This window comes from Phyllobacterium sp. SL163 (genome assembly GCF_049896885.1).
GTDB lineage: Bacteria > Pseudomonadota > Alphaproteobacteria > Rhizobiales > Rhizobiaceae > Phyllobacterium > Phyllobacterium calauticae.
In genome coordinates, this window is sequence record NZ_JAFCVE010000004.1 from 252683 (window position 1) to 268103 (window position 15421).

At 62.8% G+C, this 15421-nt stretch carries 12 protein-coding genes; 5 read left to right on the forward strand and 7 right to left on the reverse strand.

Going from position 1 to position 15421, the window contains the following annotated elements:
- Positions 1-15 precede the first annotated feature (15 nt).
- From ACP7B1_RS11035 to ACP7B1_RS11045, 3 genes are read right to left on the reverse strand one after another with little or no spacing between them, the layout of a single operon-like run.
- A complete protein-coding gene (locus tag ACP7B1_RS11035; RefSeq protein WP_346305477.1) occupies positions 16-918 on the reverse strand; it encodes a dimethyl sulfoxide reductase anchor subunit family protein in 903 nt (300 codons plus the stop codon).
- Positions 919-956: 38 nt separating this feature from the next.
- A complete protein-coding gene (locus tag ACP7B1_RS11040; protein WP_346305478.1) occupies positions 957-1724 on the reverse strand; it encodes a 4Fe-4S dicluster domain-containing protein in 768 nt (255 codons plus the stop codon).
- A complete protein-coding gene (locus ACP7B1_RS11045) occupies positions 1721-4573 on the reverse strand; it encodes a molybdopterin oxidoreductase family protein (RefSeq protein WP_346305479.1) in 2853 nt (950 codons plus the stop codon). The genes ACP7B1_RS11040 and ACP7B1_RS11045 overlap by 4 nt, the downstream gene beginning before the upstream one ends.
- Positions 4574-4729: 156 nt before the next feature.
- Here ACP7B1_RS11045 and ACP7B1_RS11050 point away from each other — a divergent pair, with 156 nt between their 5' ends.
- The 5 genes from ACP7B1_RS11050 to ACP7B1_RS11070 all read left to right on the forward strand — a co-directional run bounded on the left by ACP7B1_RS11050 (position 4730) and on the right by ACP7B1_RS11070 (position 11183).
- On the forward strand, positions 4730-6001 hold the full coding sequence (locus ACP7B1_RS11050; RefSeq protein ID WP_346305480.1) for an acetylornithine deacetylase/succinyl-diaminopimelate desuccinylase family protein: 1272 nt from the start codon (positions 4730-4732) through the stop codon (positions 5999-6001).
- A 69-nt stretch (positions 6002-6070) separates the two neighbouring features.
- On the forward strand, positions 6071-7555 hold the full coding sequence (locus ACP7B1_RS11055) for an ABC transporter substrate-binding protein (RefSeq protein ID WP_346305481.1): 1485 nt from the start codon (positions 6071-6073) through the stop codon (positions 7553-7555).
- Positions 7556-7756: 201 nt separating this feature from the next.
- Positions 7757-8704 carry an ABC transporter permease gene (locus tag ACP7B1_RS11060; RefSeq protein WP_346305482.1) on the forward strand — a complete coding sequence of 316 codons (948 nt, stop codon included), beginning with the start codon at positions 7757-7759 and terminating at the stop codon, positions 8702-8704.
- The gene (locus ACP7B1_RS11065) at positions 8701-9558 is read left to right on the forward strand and encodes an ABC transporter permease (protein WP_346305483.1); all 858 of its coding nucleotides are present in this window, start codon (positions 8701-8703) and stop codon (positions 9556-9558) included. Before ACP7B1_RS11060 ends, ACP7B1_RS11065 begins: the two co-directional genes overlap by 4 nt.
- Positions 9555-11183, forward strand: coding sequence for a dipeptide ABC transporter ATP-binding protein (locus tag ACP7B1_RS11070; RefSeq protein WP_346305484.1), 1629 nt, complete (start codon positions 9555-9557; stop codon positions 11181-11183). Before ACP7B1_RS11065 ends, ACP7B1_RS11070 begins: the two co-directional genes overlap by 4 nt.
- On the opposite strand, the gene cbiB is transcribed toward ACP7B1_RS11070, so the two are convergent.
- Genes cbiB through cobA form a run of 4 tightly spaced genes read right to left on the reverse strand, consistent with a single transcriptional unit; the run spans position 11180 to position 15331 of the window.
- Positions 11180-12157 (reverse strand): adenosylcobinamide-phosphate synthase CbiB, encoded by a 978-nt coding sequence (cbiB, locus tag ACP7B1_RS11075; RefSeq protein WP_346305485.1) that lies wholly within the window; start codon positions 12155-12157, stop codon positions 11180-11182. The genes ACP7B1_RS11070 and cbiB overlap by 4 nt on opposite strands.
- A 29-nt stretch (positions 12158-12186) precedes the next feature.
- A complete protein-coding gene (cobD, locus tag ACP7B1_RS11080; protein ID WP_346305496.1) occupies positions 12187-13197 on the reverse strand; it encodes a threonine-phosphate decarboxylase CobD in 1011 nt (336 codons plus the stop codon).
- Positions 13197-14495 carry a cobyrinate a,c-diamide synthase gene (locus tag ACP7B1_RS11085; RefSeq protein WP_346305486.1) on the reverse strand — a complete coding sequence of 433 codons (1299 nt, stop codon included), beginning with the start codon at positions 14493-14495 and terminating at the stop codon, positions 13197-13199. The genes cobD and ACP7B1_RS11085 overlap by 1 nt, the downstream gene beginning before the upstream one ends.
- Positions 14492-15331 carry a uroporphyrinogen-III C-methyltransferase gene (cobA, locus tag ACP7B1_RS11090; RefSeq protein WP_288194817.1) on the reverse strand — a complete coding sequence of 280 codons (840 nt, stop codon included), beginning with the start codon at positions 15329-15331 and terminating at the stop codon, positions 14492-14494. Before cobA ends, ACP7B1_RS11085 begins: the two co-directional genes overlap by 4 nt.
- Positions 15332-15421: the final 90 nt, after the last annotated feature.

The window sequence follows — 15421 nt, forward strand, 5'->3', positions numbered from 1 at the left end:
ATGCCGCTCGCGCCGTCAATAATAATTCATCACCGCATGTTTCGCCTCGGCGAAGAACAGCCAGCGCTCGACGAACAGGCCGACGAGGTGCGTGAGAACGGCAATGATCATCAGGCAGAGGCCAAGAACACCGCCGACAGCCATCGCCGTCAGTAGCGCCAGAACCGGCAGCAGAATGCCGCTGACAAAGGCGATGGCCCAGAGTTTTTCAGCGTGTTTGCGCGCAACGCGAAATCCCATTTCCCGGGTGAGATAGTTGTCCAGCGCGTGCGGGCGTTCGAGCAGCCGCACTGTGCCGATACCGCCCAACCCGGTGGCGCTTTCCGGCGTCGACAGCGGGACCAGCGTCCTTGCCCGCTTGCGCCAGACCATCTTTGCCACAAGTGCCAATAGCAGAAGCAGCAATGCCAGGAGGTGCAGCGGCAATCCGTTCTGTCTGGCGAAACCGGATGCCAGCAGCGCCCCGCCCGCCAGGGAAAACAGCAGGAAGCAGAGCGGTGTCAGCCGGGTATGCCAGGAATCCACGGTTTTCAGCGATGCATAGATCATCGAGGTGCAATAGACCGTAACCAGCGCGCCGAGCACGGTGATCAGGCCAAGAATGCCATCCTGCCGGTTCATGAAGAGACAGAGAGCAGCGTTCGACGTCAGCGGAACGAAGGTGGCAATCGCCATCACGCCTTCGCGCGATAGCCAGCTCGACCGCCATTGGCTCAGTGCCCGCCATGCCCGCTGCGGGTTGCCGAGATGCAGGAGCGATGCCAGGAGCCCGATGCTGATCAGCGCGAGGGCTGTCACATAAGCGATTTTGGTCGGCAATGCCGACGGATCGAGAAATCCCAGCCCCAGCATGACGGCAAGGCCATAGCCAAGACCCGACAGCGTGGTGAAGATGATGATCGAATAGGCCGGATGCATTCAGTGCATCCTCGGGGTGTCAAAAAACAAATGCATGTTCAAATCCGGTCCAGCGTTTTGTCGAGCCAGGCAAAGAAGCCGCGCGCACCTTCGGTGTTCTCAGCCAAAGGAATCATCGGCGCGGCGCTGGCCAGCGATGTGCGGGCGCGTGGCGGCAGATATTTGTTGGTCGGCCGCGTCGCCTGCTCCGGCATCAGGTCAAAACCGCCCCGTTCCGCCACCATCACCGACACGTCGGACGTGGGATCACCGAGATCGCCGTAATGGCGGGCATTGGCCGGGCATGTGCGCACGCAGGACGGCACCCGGTCCTCCTGCTGCAGGGTTTCATTGTAGATCCGGTCGACGCACAGCGTGCATTTCTTCATCACCCCGGCCGCCAGGTCCATTTCGCGTGCCCCATAGGCGCAGGACCAGGCACACAGACCACAACCGATGCACTTGTCCTCGTCGACAAGCACAATGCCATCTTCGGCACGCTTGTACGATGCACCGGTCGGACAGACGGTCACACAAGGCGCGTCTTCGCAGTGCAGGCAGGATTTCGGAAAATGCACTACCCGCGCATCGCCCGCCTCGCCGATCACCTGCCCGCCGTCCGGCACCACCTCAAAACTGTGAATGCGGTTAAGAAAGGTGCCGGAAACATCGTCGCCGTAGGGATGCTGGTCCGACAGCGCGTTGCCATAGGCGCCGGTGTTCCACTCCTTGCAGCTGATGACGCAGGCATGGCAGCCGACGCATACATCGAGATCAATGACGAGGCCGAGCTTCTTGGCACTGCGGGTTTGCGGCAGGCTGGTCATGCCGTCCACTCCTGTCCGTAGCGTAATTGATCCACCGGTTCCGGCTGGCTGCCGGGCCGGTGCAGCGTCGGGAAATGCGGCTCGCTCACCGCCTCACCCGCCTCCGCTTTCTCGATCTGCACGCGCAAGTCGTACCAGGCCGCCTGCCCGGTGATCGGATCGGAATTCGACCAGCGCATGCCATCGGCTTTCGGCGGCAGCAGTTCATGGATGAGATGGTTGAGCAGAAAACCCTTGGTCGCCTCCGGGGCATGCTTGTCGAGCGCCCAGGCGCCGCTGCGCTTGCCGATGGCATTCCAGGTCCACATGGTCCTGCCGTTCACCGCCTCGGTGCGCGCGATCTCGCATTTGATGCGGCCGTGATGCGACGTCACCCAGACCCAGTCACCATCCTTCAGCCCCAGCGCGTCGCAAATGCCGCCGAGCACATAGAGCGGGTTCTTGGTGTGGATCTGCCGCAGCCACGCATTCTGCGATCCCCAGGAATGATACATCGCCATGGGGCGCTGCGTGATCGCATGGTAGGGGAAAGCCTCGGTATCGACGCCCTGTTCCTCGAACGGCCGGTACCACAGGGGCAGCGGATCGAAACATTCGAGCAGCCGCTGCCGGTATTGTTCCGGCGCAACCGGCTGGCGGGTGCCCAGCGCCGACAGGCGGAATTTTTGCAGCGTCTCCACATAGAGCTGGATCGTCACCGGCTGCGGCGTATCGAAAAAGCCGGTATCGATGGCGAACTGCTGGTAGGCGGCATTGTGGTGCTTGAAATACAGCGCCTCTTCCGGGATGTGCTTCATCCAGAAGGCGCCATTGCCGATGTAGTTTTTCAGCTGGTCCGGGTTCGGCGTTCCGCGCCCCTCGCCCGCCCCATCCGCATCGCGCCAGCCGGACAGCGGACCGATGCCCGGCTTGCGCTGGTGATTGACGATGTAATCGGCATAATCCTTGTAGAGCGCACCGCCCTGTTCATCGACGAAACCCGGCAATTTCAGCCGTGCACCGAGATCGATCAACACCGACTGGAAGCCGCGCACATTGCGGTCCGGCTCCAGCACAGGCCAGCGGATGGCATCACAGGCGGCTTCCGGCTCGGAAATGGGCCGGTCGAGCAGCGAGATGCAATCATGCCGCTCAAGATAGGTCGTATCGGGCAGCACCAGATCGGCATAGGCGACCATCTCCGAGGAATAGGCATCGGAATAGATGATTTTTGGAATCTTGTATTCGCCGGTCGCTTCGTCGCGCGCTTCCAGCATTTTGATGGTGCCGCGCGTGTTCATCGACGAATTCCACGCCATGTTCGCCATGTAGAGGAACAGCACCTCCACCGGATAGGGATCGCCCACATGGGCATTGGCGATCACCATATGCATCATGCCGTGCGCCGACAGCGGCGCTTCCCACGAAAACGCCTTGTCGATGCGCTGCGGCTTGCCATCCGCATCGACCAGCAGGTCTTCCGGCCCAAGCGGATAGCCGAGATGCGGCCCGGCCAGCGGCTTGCCCGGCGTCACGTGCTCCGCCCGGCCGTGCGGGCGCGGGTGCGCTGTGGCCGGTTTCGGATAGGGTGGCTTGTAGCGATAGCCGCCGGGGCAATCGATGGAGCCGATGATGGTCTGCAGCACGTGCAATGCCCGCGCCGATTGAAAACCGTTGGAATGGGCCGAGATACCGCGCATGGCATGAAAAGTCACCGGGCGGCCGATCATCACATCGTGCTGCTCGCCCTTCATGTCGGTCCATGGCTGGTTGAGGATGATCTCCTCCTCGAACGCCACCCGCGCGATTTCCGCAGCCAGCCCTTTGATGGTCGCTGCCGATATGCCGGTTTCAGCAGCGACGGCATCGGGCGCGTATTGCGGATCAAGGTACTTTTCCGCCATCAACCGTAGGACACTGCGCACTTTGCGGCCGTCATCCGTGGTGAAATCGGCGTTGAGATCGGCAACATGGCCCGGCTCGTCAAAACGCACCAGCGCACCCGTTTTGCGGTCACGCACCAGCGCCTTGCCGAGATCGTCACGCAGGAACAGGCCGTGATCCTCCTTGCCCTCGTCGTCAATCACCAGCCACGGCGCATTGGTGTAGCGCTGGAGATAATCGAGATCGATCTGGCCGTTGCGGAACAGTTCGTGAATGATGGCGAGGATCAGCAGCCCGTCCGTACCGGGGCGGATGCCGATCCAGTTGTCGGCCACCGCGGAATAGCCCGTGCGCACCGGATTGACCGAAACGAACCGCGCGCCGTTCTGCTTCAGCTTGGAAATACCCATCTTGATCGGGTTGGAATCATGATCCTCGGCGACCCCGAACAGCACGAACAGTTTCGTCTTGTCCCAGTCCGGCGCCCCGAATTCCCAGAATGCGCCGCCGATCGTGTAGATGCCCGCCGCCGCCATGTTGACGGAACAGAAGCCGCCATGGGCGGCGTAGTTGGGCGTGCCGAAATTCTGCGCCCAGAAACTGGTCAGGGCCTGCGACTGGTCGCGGCCGGTGAAGAAGGCCAACTTCTGCGGCGCGGTCTCACGCACCGGCTGCAGCCAGTCGACGGCAAGCGACAGCGCCTCCTCCCAGCTGATTTCCTTGAATTCGCCCGAGCCGCGCGGGCCGGTGCGCAGCAGCGGCGCCCGCAGCCGCGCCGGCGAATAATGCTGCATGATTCCGGCCGAACCCTTGGCGCACAGCACCCCCTTGTTGATCGGGTGATCGCGGTTGCCTTCGATGTAGCGGACCTTGCCGTCCTTCAGATGCACGTTGATGCCGCAGCGGCAGGCGCACATGTAGCAGGTTGTCTTGGCGATCGTATCCCCCACCGGCGCCGACAGGGCAATGTACGGTTCGGTTTGCATGGGGTGATTGCCTCGCTTGTCACAGAATCCCTGTTTTATAAGAACAATTCCAATCCACCAAACACACAAGCGACATTGCACAGAGAAATCGCCGCGATGCTACTGCCAAGAAGTTGCCTCTTGCCAAATCAGGACATGGCCTGATTTGATATACCAATGGATGAAAAACTCTCCCATGCCATTGAAAAACGCCGTGACGATCTTGTCGCGCTGACCCGTGATCTCATACGCTTTCCCACGGTCAATCCGCCGGGTGAAGCCTATACGCCCTGCGCCGAATTTATCGCGCAACGGTTGAAGAAGAGCGGTTTCGAGACCCAGCTGATTCGCGGTGAAGGCACGCCCGGCGACACGGACCGCTATCCGCGCACCAATATCGTCGCGCGTTTCGATGGCCGGACGCATGGCCAGACCGTACATTTCAATTCGCATATCGACGTGGTCGACGCGGGCGAAGGCTGGACGGTCGACCCGTTCGAGGGCGTGGTAAAAGACGGGAAAGTCTACGGGCGCGGCGCCTGCGACATGAAGGGCGGGCTTGCCGCTTCGATCATCGCCGCCGAAGCCTTTCTTGAAGTCTATCCCGACTTTGCCGGTTCCATCGAGATTTCGGGCACGGTGGACGAGGAATCCGGCGGTTTCGGCGGCGTCGCCTATCTCGCCAGCAAGGGCTTTTTCTCAAAACCGCGCGTCGACCACGTCATCATTCCCGAACCGCTGAACAAGGACCGCATCTGCCTCGGCCATCGCGGCGTCTGGTGGGCCGAGATCGAGACCAAGGGCGAGATTGCCCATGGCTCCATGCCGTTTCTCGGCGATTGCGCCGTGCGCCACATGGGCGCGGTGCTCGACGCCTTCGAAAAGGAACTGTTTCCGGCGCTCGACAAGAAGCAGACCCGCATGCCCGTGGTGCCGGAAGGCGCCAAGCGCTCCACCATGAACATCAATTCCATTCATGGCGGCCAGACCGATGACTATTCCGGCCTGCCCTCGCCCAACGTGCCGGATTCCTGCCGCCTGACCATCGACCGGCGTTTCCTGCTTGAAGAAGACATCACCGAGGTCAAGCGCGAGGTGACGTCGATCCTCGACCGGCTGCAATGGGAACGGCCGAAATTCCACTACAACATCCGCGACATCATGGAGGTGCAGCCGCTGATGACCGAGCGTGATGCACCTGTGGTCACCGCCGTTGCACAGGGCATACGCGACGTGTTCGGCAAGGAGCCGGAATATGTCATTTCGCCCGGCACCTATGACCAGAAGCACATCGCCCGCATCGGCCTGCTGCATGACTGCATCGCCTACGGGCCGGGTATTCTCGACCTCGCCCACCGGCCCGACGAATATGTGGGCATCGAGGACATGGTCGAGTCGGCAAAGGTCATGGCGCTCGGCCTGAAAGTTCTGCTGTCCGGCTCAATCTAGGCATGGTTCTCAAAACAAAAATGTGCTGATCTGCACGGGGTTTACGGCAAAGTCCTTGGGAGACGTTGAATGAACAAATTCTGGAAGTCGGCCCTTGCGGCCAGCGCGCTTGTCCTGCTTTCCGCCACCGCATCCCTTGCTGCCAAAACCGACCTCGTGCTGGGCGTCGTCTTGGAACCGCCGCACCTCGATCCGACTGCCGGTGCAGCCACGGCGATCGGCGAAGTGGTCTACGCCAATGTGTTCGAGGGGCTGACACGCATCAATGCCAAGGGCGAGGTTCTGCCAGCCCTTGCCGAGAGCTGGACCGTGTCGGACGACGGCAAGATCTATACCTTCAAGCTGCACAAGGACGTGAAATTCCACGATGGCACGGCCTTCGACGCGCAGGATGTCAAATTCTCGCTCGACCGGGCGCGCGACGAAAAATCCGTCAACCCGCAAAAGCCGCTGTTCGCGGCCATCGATACGGTGGAGGTCGTCGATCCTCTGACCGTCAAGGTCACGCTCAAACAGCCCAATGGCGATTTCCTCTACAATATGGGTTGGGCCGCCGCAGTCATCGTCGCGCCGGAAAGCGCCGACACCAACAAGGAAAAGCCCGTCGGCACCGGGCCTTTCAAATTCGACACCTGGGCGAAGGGCTCGCAGATCGTCATTTCGAAAAACCCAGCCTACTGGGGCACGCCGGTTGCCCTTGATAAGGCGACGTTCCGCATCATCCCCGATCCGGCCGCCGCGACGGCAGCACTGCTTGCCGGCGACGTGCAGGCGTTCCCTGTGTTCCCGAGTTATGAGGCCGTGCCGCAGTTTCAGGCCGATCCGCGCTTCAAGGTGGTCATCGGCACCACGGAGGGCGAGACCGTCCTTGGCATGAACAATCAGAAGCCGCCCTTCGACAATCTCAAGGTCAGGCAGGCGATCGGCCACGCCATCGATCGCAAGACCCTGATCGACGGCGCCATGTTCGGCCTGGGAACGCCCATCGGCTCGTTTTTCCCGCCGCACCACCCCGCCTATATCGACCTGACTGGAGAGTCCGCCTACGATCCGGCACTGTCGAAGAAACTGCTGGCGGAGACCGGCCATCCCAACGGCTTCAAGACCACGCTGAAACTGCCGCCTCCCGTCTATGCCCGCCGCGGCGGCGAGATCATTGCCGCGGAATTGCGTGAAATCGGCATCGAAGCGGAAATCATTCCGGTGGAATGGGCGCAGTGGCTCGAACAGGTGTTCAAAGGCAGGGATTACGACATGACCATCGTGTCGCACACCGAGCCGAACGACCTCAACATCTTCGCCCGCGACAATTACTATTTCAACTACACCAGCCCGGCCTTCCGTGAGGTGATCAAGCAGATCGAGGCGACCTCCGATAAGGCCAAGCGCACCGAACTCTACCAGCAGGCGCAAAAAATTCTGGCTGCCGACGCCCCGGTCGCCTTTCTCTTCCAGCTGCCGAAAACCGGCATCTGGGATGCCAAGGTCGAAGGACTGTGGGAAAACGGACCCATACCGGCCAATGACCTGACGGCAGTGAAATGGGCGGAATGATAGGTTGATGTATCTGGGTTCTTTCACCCCCCTCTGGGCTGCCGCCCATCTCCCCCACAAGGGGGGAGATCAGCCTACATTGCCGTCTTTGCAAAATCTGAAACGGCTCCTGTTGTGCGAAAGCGTTCATGTCGATGTGATCTCCCCCCTTGTGGGGGAGATGTCCGACAGGACAGAGGGGGGTGAGTATCCCCGTCTTCCATGCTGAATTACGTGTCGAAGCGGATCCTGATCGGCATCCTCACGCTTTTGGCCGCTTCCGTCGTCGTGTTCATCGTGCTGGAGGTCGTGCCCGGGGATCCGGCGCGGCTGATGCTCGGCATGAACGCCACCGAGGAAGCCGTGCGGGCCCTGCAGCAGCAGATGGGGCTCGATCAGCCCCTGCTCGTCCGCTATGCCAGCTGGATCGGCGGGCTCCTCGTCGGAGATTTCGGCAAATCCTATACCTATTCGGTTCCCGTCCTGAACCTCATCACCGAACGCATTGCCGTTTCTCTGCCGCTGGCCCTGATTTCGCTGTTTCTGTCGACAATCATCGCCATTCCCGTCGGCCTGTTTTCCGCGTCGCGGCGCGGCACGATGGCTGACAGCGGCACGATGGCGATTGCGCAGGTCGGCGTTGCCATTCCCAATTTCTGGTTCGCGCTGCTGCTGGTCTATGTCTTCGCCGTCAGCCTGCGCCTCGTTCCGGCGGGTGGCTTTCCCGGCTGGAATGCCGGTGTCTGGGCCGGGTTCAAATCGCTGATTCTGCCCTCCATCGCGCTTGGCCTGCCGCAGGCCGCCATCCTTGCCCGCGTCACCCGCTCGGCTCTGCTCGACGTGCTTGGCGAGGACTATATCCGCACGGCCCGCGCCAAGGGCCTCACCCGCCGCAAGGTGCTGTACCGGCACGCCCTGCGCAACGCCCTGATTCCGGTCCTGACCATTCTCGGCCTGCAGTTCGCCTTTCTGCTGGCGGGTACGATCATCATCGAGAATGTCTTCTACCTGCCTGGCCTCGGCCGTCTGGTGTTCCAGGCGATCACCCAGCGCGATCTCATCGTGGTCCAGGGCGTCGTCATGCTGCTGGTCGCCACGGTCATCCTCGTCAATCTTCTGGTCGATCTCTCCTATGCGCTGGTCGATCCGCGCTTGCGGGGCCGCTCATGAGCGCGCCCACGGAATGGCAGGCCAATATCTCGAAGGCCTTTTCCAACCGGTCCTTCGTCATCGGCCTGACGATCACGGTCCTGCTGGCATTGATGGCGGCGCTGTCCTTCGTCTGGACACCCTATGCCGTCGGCTCCTTCGACATTCTCGGCAAGCTGAAACCGTCGTCCTCGGCCCATTGGCTCGGCACGGACCATTTCGGCCGCGATATCCTGTCGATGATCATGGTCGGCAGCCGCAACTCCATCGCCGTGGCCTTCGTGTCTGTTGTGATCGGCGCCGGCATCGGTGTACCGCTCGGCCTGTGGGCGGCAGCAAGGGGCGGCATGATCGATGAAGCCCTGATGCGCTTCAACGATCTCGTCTTCGCCTTCCCGGCCCTGCTCTCCGCCGTCATGATCACCGCCGTGTTCGGCCCCGGCGCGATCAACGCCATCATCGCCATCGGCATTTTCAACATTCCGGTCTTCGCCCGCGTCGCCCGCGGCGCGGCGCTGTCGCTGTGGCCTCGCGAATATATTCTGGCCGCCCGCGCAGCGGGCAAGAGCAGCCTGCTCATCACCATCGAGCACATCCTGCCCAACATGATGAACATTCTTGTGGTGCAGGGCACCATCCAGTTCTCCCTCGGCATTCTGGCCGAAGCGGGCCTGTCCTATGTCGGCCTCGGCTCGCAGCCGCCGATGCCCAGCTGGGGGCGGATGCTGTTCGAGGCGCAGACCATGATCAGCCTGGCGCCGCACATGGCGCTTTATCCCGGCCTTGCCATCGTCATCACCGTGCTCGGACTCAATCTTCTCGGCGATGGCCTGCGCGATGTTCTCGACCCGAAAATGCGGCGGGAGCGGTCATGAACCTGCTTGAAATCAGCAAACTGACCCTGCGCATCGGCGCGTTCGAGGCGCTGAAAGGCATCGACCTTTCGGTGAGGACAGGTGAAATCCGCGCGCTTGTCGGCGAATCCGGTTCGGGCAAATCCATGACGGCGCTGAGCATCATGAAGCTGCTGCCGGGCGGCGCGCGCACCGGCGGGCAAATCAACTTCGGCGGCAGGGATCTGCTCACAGCCAGCGAAGCGGAGATGTGCCGCCTGCGCGGCAACGAGATCGGCATGGTGTTTCAGGAGCCGATGACCGCCCTCAACCCGGTCAAGACAATCGGCGAACAGGTGGCCGAAGGCATCAGGCTGCATAGCGGCGCAACCCGCGCCATCGCCGAGGAGCAGACGCGCGCCATACTCGACCGGGTCGGCCTGCCCTCGACAACATTTCCCCTCAGCCGCTATCCGCATGAACTGTCCGGCGGCCAGCGCCAGCGCGTGGTGATCGCCATTGCCTGTGCGCTCAAACCCCGCCTGCTGATTGCCGACGAACCCACCACCGCGCTCGATGTCGTCCTGCAGGCGCAAATTCTCGACCTACTGCAAAGCCTCGTCGACGAGGAACGGATGGGCCTCCTGCTGATCAGCCACGACCTCGCCGTGGTCGCGGGCATGGCCCATTCGATTACCGTGCTGCGGCATGGCGAGGTCATGGACACCGGCGAAACCACGCAGATCCTGAGCGAGCAGACGCATCCCTATACGCGCCAGCTGGCACAGGCCTCCATGCATGTACCGGAGCGCACCGCGCATCACCCGACCCAGGCAACCCCGGATGGCCCATTACTGGCGATCCGCAACCTCACGCGCACCTATCCGGGCCGCCGCAAGGGATTGTTCGGCCGCGATCCGGATTTCCGGGCGGTGGACGACGTCACTTTCGATATCAAGCCGGGGCAGTCCACGGCCCTTGTCGGGCGGTCCGGCTGCGGCAAGTCCACCCTCGCCCGCATGGTTCTGGCGCTTGACCGGCCGACTGACGGCCAGATTCATTTCGCCGGGCGGCGCATCGACAAGCTGGCGCCGGACGATCTGCGCCCGGTGCGGCGCAACATGCAGGTGGTGTTTCAGGACCCCTACGGTTCCTTCAATCCGCGCCACAAGGCCGAGCGTCTGATCGCGGAGCCGCTTTATCTGCTCGACCGCGAACTGTCCGACGGCGAGCGGCGCGACCGGGTGCACCGCGCACTGGAGCGGGTCGGCATCCCGCGCGCCGACAAGGACAAATATCCGCATGAGTTTTCCGGCGGCCAGCGCCAGCGGCTCGCCATTGCCCGCGCCATCATCACCGAGCCGAAACTTATTGTCGCCGACGAGCCGGTGTCCGCCCTCGATGTGTCGATCCGCGCGCAGATTCTCGATCTCTTCGCCGACCTCAACGACCGGCTGGGCATCGCCTACCTGTTCATCACCCACGATCTTGCCGTGGCGCGGGCCATCACGGATACGGTCATGGTCATGTCCGAGGGAAAGATCGTCGAGCGCGGCAAGACCGAGGAAATCCTGCGCCAGCCGCTGTCGGAGGCCGGCCGAGCACTGGTCCGCGCCTCACCCGACCTGCACAAGGCCCTCGCCCGCAGGATCACCGAGCAGGGCTAAAACAGCCCAAGAAAGAACAACACCAGCAGCACGCCCATGAAAAGCGCGGTTGCAACGCTGTAGACGCGCAGCGCCGCATCGATGTGCGCGGCACCGGCATCGCGATGGCCTGATCCGTTGAGCATCGGCTCGTTGGCAACCACGCCGCCATAGATGCGCGGTCCGGCAAGCGCGACATCGATGGCCCCGGCCATGGCCGCCTCGGGCCAACCCGCATTGGGCGAGCGATGCAGCCGCGCATCGCGCATCATCACGTCGAACGAACGGGCTGCGGCTTTTCCGCCATGCACGATCCACGCGGCCGCAGCGATCAGCAATCCGGTCAGGCGCGCCGGGATCCAGTTGGCGACATCATCCAGCTTGGCGGCGAACCGGCCAAAGTCGCGATGGCGGTCATTGAGATGACCGATCATCGAATCCGCCGTGTTCAGCATCTTGTAGGCGAGAAGCCCCGGCAGGCCGAGCAGCGCAAACCAGAACGCCGGGGCAATGATCCCGTCTGACGTGTTTTCGGCAAGGCTTTCAATCGCAGCGCGCGTGATGGCCGCCTCGTCGAGCACTTGCGGATCACGCCCGACAATCATCGACACGGCACGGCGCGCACCCACCAGCCCGTCATTGCGCAGCGCATCGGCAACCCGTGCGACGTGCTCGCCCAGGCTTTTCTGCGCCAGGAATACCGCGACGATCAGGGCTTCGATCAGCCCGCCGAACGGCGGAATCATCGTCAGCGCCCAATGGATCAGCACGCCGATACCAGCGGCGGCAAGCAGGAGGACGAGCATGGCGAGAAAACCGTTGCGGCGCTTTTCCTCCTCGGTATGCCCGGCCCTGTTGAAACGCTTGTCGATGAAGGCGATGGCCTTGCCGAACAGCACGACGGGATGCGGCACCCGCTGCCACAACCAGTCGGGATCGCCGACATAACGGTCCGCCAGGAGGGCAAGAAACAGAATCAAAAGGTTGATTTCCATGGATGATTCGATCCCGTTGATTCAAAATCTCAGCTTCGCACAGCGTCCATTGCTATAATGGCACGCTGCCGAAATGTCTCTGCGTCATTCTCATCCAGTGGCAGGCCAAAGCGCAACCACCGCGGTGCATAGGCGAATTTGCGCACCAGCACGTGCTGCGCGCACAAGGCCTCGAACAGGGCATGGGCGCGCCCGTGCTCGACCAGCGCAAACAGATCGGTACCCGCGATTTCCTTCAGGCCGATTCCGGAAAAAACCGCCGAGAGGACCTTGCGCCGGCGGGTCAGCCGGGCGCTGAAAGCGGCAAGTGCTGATGTGTCGGCAAAGGCGTGCCGGGCAATCGCCAGCGCCGGACCGGACACAGCCCACGGCCCCATGCGCTCCGTCAGCTTCGCCGCAAGCGGCGGGCTGGTCAGGGCAAAACCGAGCCGCAGGCCGGCAAGGCCGAAGAACTTGCCGAAGGATTTGAGTACGATCAGGCCATCGCGCCCGCACTGCGCGGCAATGCTGGTTTCGGGATGCGGATCGGCAAAGGCTTCGTCGACGATCAGGAAACCGCCCCGTACCTGCAATGTTCTGGCCAGCGCAATCAGCGTGTCCTTCGCAACAATGCGGCCGTCCGGATTGTTGGGATTGACGATCACCACCACTTTGGCGGAGTGCGGAATCCCGGAGACATCGCTGCACGGCGTTACTTTCCAGCCTGCGCGCTCGAACGAGGACTGGTGCTCCTGATAGGTCGGACCAACGATCGCCACCTCGCCGCGATCCGTCAGATCCGGCATGATCTGGATCAGCGCCTGCGTGCCCGGCGCCGCGGCAATGCCTGCGCCCGCCGAAGCGCCGTAGTAAACACGGGCTGCCTCAAGCGCCGCTGCCAGCAGGTTTTCATCGGGCAGACGGTTCCACACGTCCGGATGAATGGATGGCAGCGGAAAGGCCTCCGGGTTGATGCCGGTGGACAGGTCAATCCAGTCTTCACGCCGCCCGCCAAACCGGCTTATGGCGCGATCAAGCGCGCCGCCATGCTCAATCTGCATCATCCGGCCATATCGATCATGTGCATGTAGGAACCCGATACCGAGCCGACCCGCAGGCCCGCCTCGCCGAGATCTTCGCCCAGCGCATCGCGGACGCGAAACAGCCGCGCGGCATCCCCTTCGCGCACAATGCTGGCATAGTGGAATTCATGCGCGGTGAAGGGAAAGGGAAACGGCGAAGCCGCCAGCGGCTCGATCCGGCGGTAGCCCAGATGCATCCGGCGCTCGGCAAAGCTGGTCTGCAGCGGCAGCAGGCCGAGCATGCCATGGGCTTTTCCGGCGGCATCCTCGATGCTTTCACCCAGCACCATGTAGCCGCCGCATTCCCCGTAGATCGGGATGCCGCGCTGCGCCGCCTGGCGGATACCGGCGGTAAAATTGGCAGCCGCAGCCAGCTGTTCCGCATAAAGTTCGGGATAGCCGCCGGGCAGATAGACCGCATCGCTGTCCGCTGCCGGGGCTTCGTCGTTCAGCGGCGAAAAGAAACTGATCTGCGCACCGCGGCGGCGCCAGCCATCGAGCAGATGCAGGTAGGAAAAGGCAAAGGCATTGTCGCGCGCCACTGCAATGTGCTGGCCGAGCGGCGGCACGCGCGCAATATTGGCCATGGAGGCGACGGGCCCCAGACGCCCGGCGATCTGCTGCAGCGCGGCAAGATCGATCTGCCTCCCCATGACCTCGCCCGCATGGGCCATGAACGCATCGAGCGCGCAATGCTCCCCCGCCTGCACCAGCCCGAGGTGACGCTCCGGCAGATGCAGCCTCGGGTCGCGCGCAATGACGCCGAGAACCGGAATGCCGACCGGCTGCAGCGCGGCGCGCAGCATGGCCTCGTGCCGGGCGCTGCCGACGCGGTTGAGCACGAGACCCGCGATCATCAGCGTGCGGCGGAAATCCCGGAAGCCGCTGACCACGGCGGCAATCGAATGCGACTGCTTTGCGCAGTCGAGCACCAGAATGACCGGCAGCGACAGGCGCACGGCGAGATCGGCCGCCGATCCCTTGCCGTCCAGCGCACCGTCGAAAAGCCCCATCATGCCCTCGACCACCAGCGTCTTGCCGCCTTCCGCATGACGCGATGCCAGGGCGCTGATCAGGTCGGGCCGCATGGCCCAGGGATCAAGATTGATGCAGGGTACACCGCTGGCCACGCTGTGATAGGCCGGATCGATATAGTCGGGGCCCGCCTTGGCCGGCGCGATTTTCACGCCGCTGTCGCGCAGCGCGCGCAGCAAACCCAGCGTTACCGTGGTCTTGCCGCTTCCCGAAGCCGGGGCGGCGATGACAAAGCCCTTCATCCCGCATCCTTTTCGCGGCGTGTTCCCAGCGGATCGACCTGCAGCACACGCCCGTCCAGTGCCCCCAGCCAGTCGAGCGCATTGCGCAGGCGCACCACCTCGCCGATGACAACGATGGCGGGCGGGCGCAGTCCCGCCTGTTCCACAGCGTTCTCGGCCTGCGCAAGGGTTGTTTCCAGCACTGTCTGCGCGCCCGTCGTGGCATTGCAGACAAAGGCCATGGGTTCGTCCTTCGCGCGGCCCGCCGCCATCAGCTTGGCGGCGATCACGCCGATATGCTTCATCGCCATGTACATGACGATGACGGAGGAACCCTTGGCGATGCTCGCCCAGTCCATCGTATCGGGAATGAGGCCGGTTGCGTCGTGGCCGGTCAGAAAGGTCACGCTCTGGTTGGTCTCGCGGTGGGTCACCGGAATGCCCGCATAGGCGAGCCCGCCGATACCGGCGGTGATTCCCGGCACGATGCGGAAGGGAATGCCATGCTCGACCAGCGTCAGCGCTTCCTCCCCGCCCCGGCCGAAGACGAAGGGATCACCGCCCTTCAGGCGCAGCACCCGCTTGCCGGCCTTGGCCAGTTCCACCAGACGCAATGAGATATCGCGCTGCTGCGGCGAAGGCTTGCCGCCGCGCTTTCCGGCATATTCGAGTTCCGCGTCCGCACGGGCGAAGGAAAGGCATTCCTCGTTGACCAGCGCGTCATAGACAATGGCATCGGCCTGTTCGAGCGCATTGACCGCATGCAGCGTCAAGAGCCCGGGATCACCCGGCCCGGCCCCGACCAGCCAGACATGACCCGTTTCGAACTTCGGCAATTTTGACGTCACTGCGCTCATCGCGCTCCCCGTATCTGTTGCATCGCGCATAGCATAATTTTCCGCATCGCAAGCATGAACTTATCGGAAAAATCATGCAACTCTATCCCA

Coding starts and splice junctions, on each gene's coding strand:
- ACP7B1_RS11040 (WP_346305478.1), bottom strand. CDS start 1,724: ATGACCAGCCTGCCGCAAACCCGCAGTGCCAAGAAGCTCGGCCTCGTC.
- ACP7B1_RS11060 (WP_346305482.1), top strand. CDS start 7,757: ATGCTGAATTACGTGTCGAAGCGGATCCTGATCGGCATCCTCACGCTT.
- ACP7B1_RS11055 (WP_346305481.1), top strand. CDS start 6,071: ATGAACAAATTCTGGAAGTCGGCCCTTGCGGCCAGCGCGCTTGTCCTG.
- ACP7B1_RS11045 (WP_346305479.1), bottom strand. CDS start 4,573: ATGCAAACCGAACCGTACATTGCCCTGTCGGCGCCGGTGGGGGATACG.
- cobD (WP_346305496.1), bottom strand. CDS start 13,197: ATGCAGATTGAGCATGGCGGCGCGCTTGATCGCGCCATAAGCCGGTTT.
- ACP7B1_RS11050 (WP_346305480.1), top strand. CDS start 4,730: ATGGATGAAAAACTCTCCCATGCCATTGAAAAACGCCGTGACGATCTT.
- ACP7B1_RS11085 (WP_346305486.1), bottom strand. CDS start 14,495: ATGAAGGGCTTTGTCATCGCCGCCCCGGCTTCGGGAAGCGGCAAGACC.
- ACP7B1_RS11070 (WP_346305484.1), top strand. CDS start 9,555: ATGAACCTGCTTGAAATCAGCAAACTGACCCTGCGCATCGGCGCGTTC.
- ACP7B1_RS11065 (WP_346305483.1), top strand. CDS start 8,701: ATGAGCGCGCCCACGGAATGGCAGGCCAATATCTCGAAGGCCTTTTCC.
- cobA (WP_288194817.1), bottom strand. CDS start 15,331: ATGAGCGCAGTGACGTCAAAATTGCCGAAGTTCGAAACGGGTCATGTC.
- ACP7B1_RS11035 (WP_346305477.1), bottom strand. CDS start 918: ATGCATCCGGCCTATTCGATCATCATCTTCACCACGCTGTCGGGTCTT.
- cbiB (WP_346305485.1), bottom strand. CDS start 12,157: ATGGAAATCAACCTTTTGATTCTGTTTCTTGCCCTCCTGGCGGACCGT.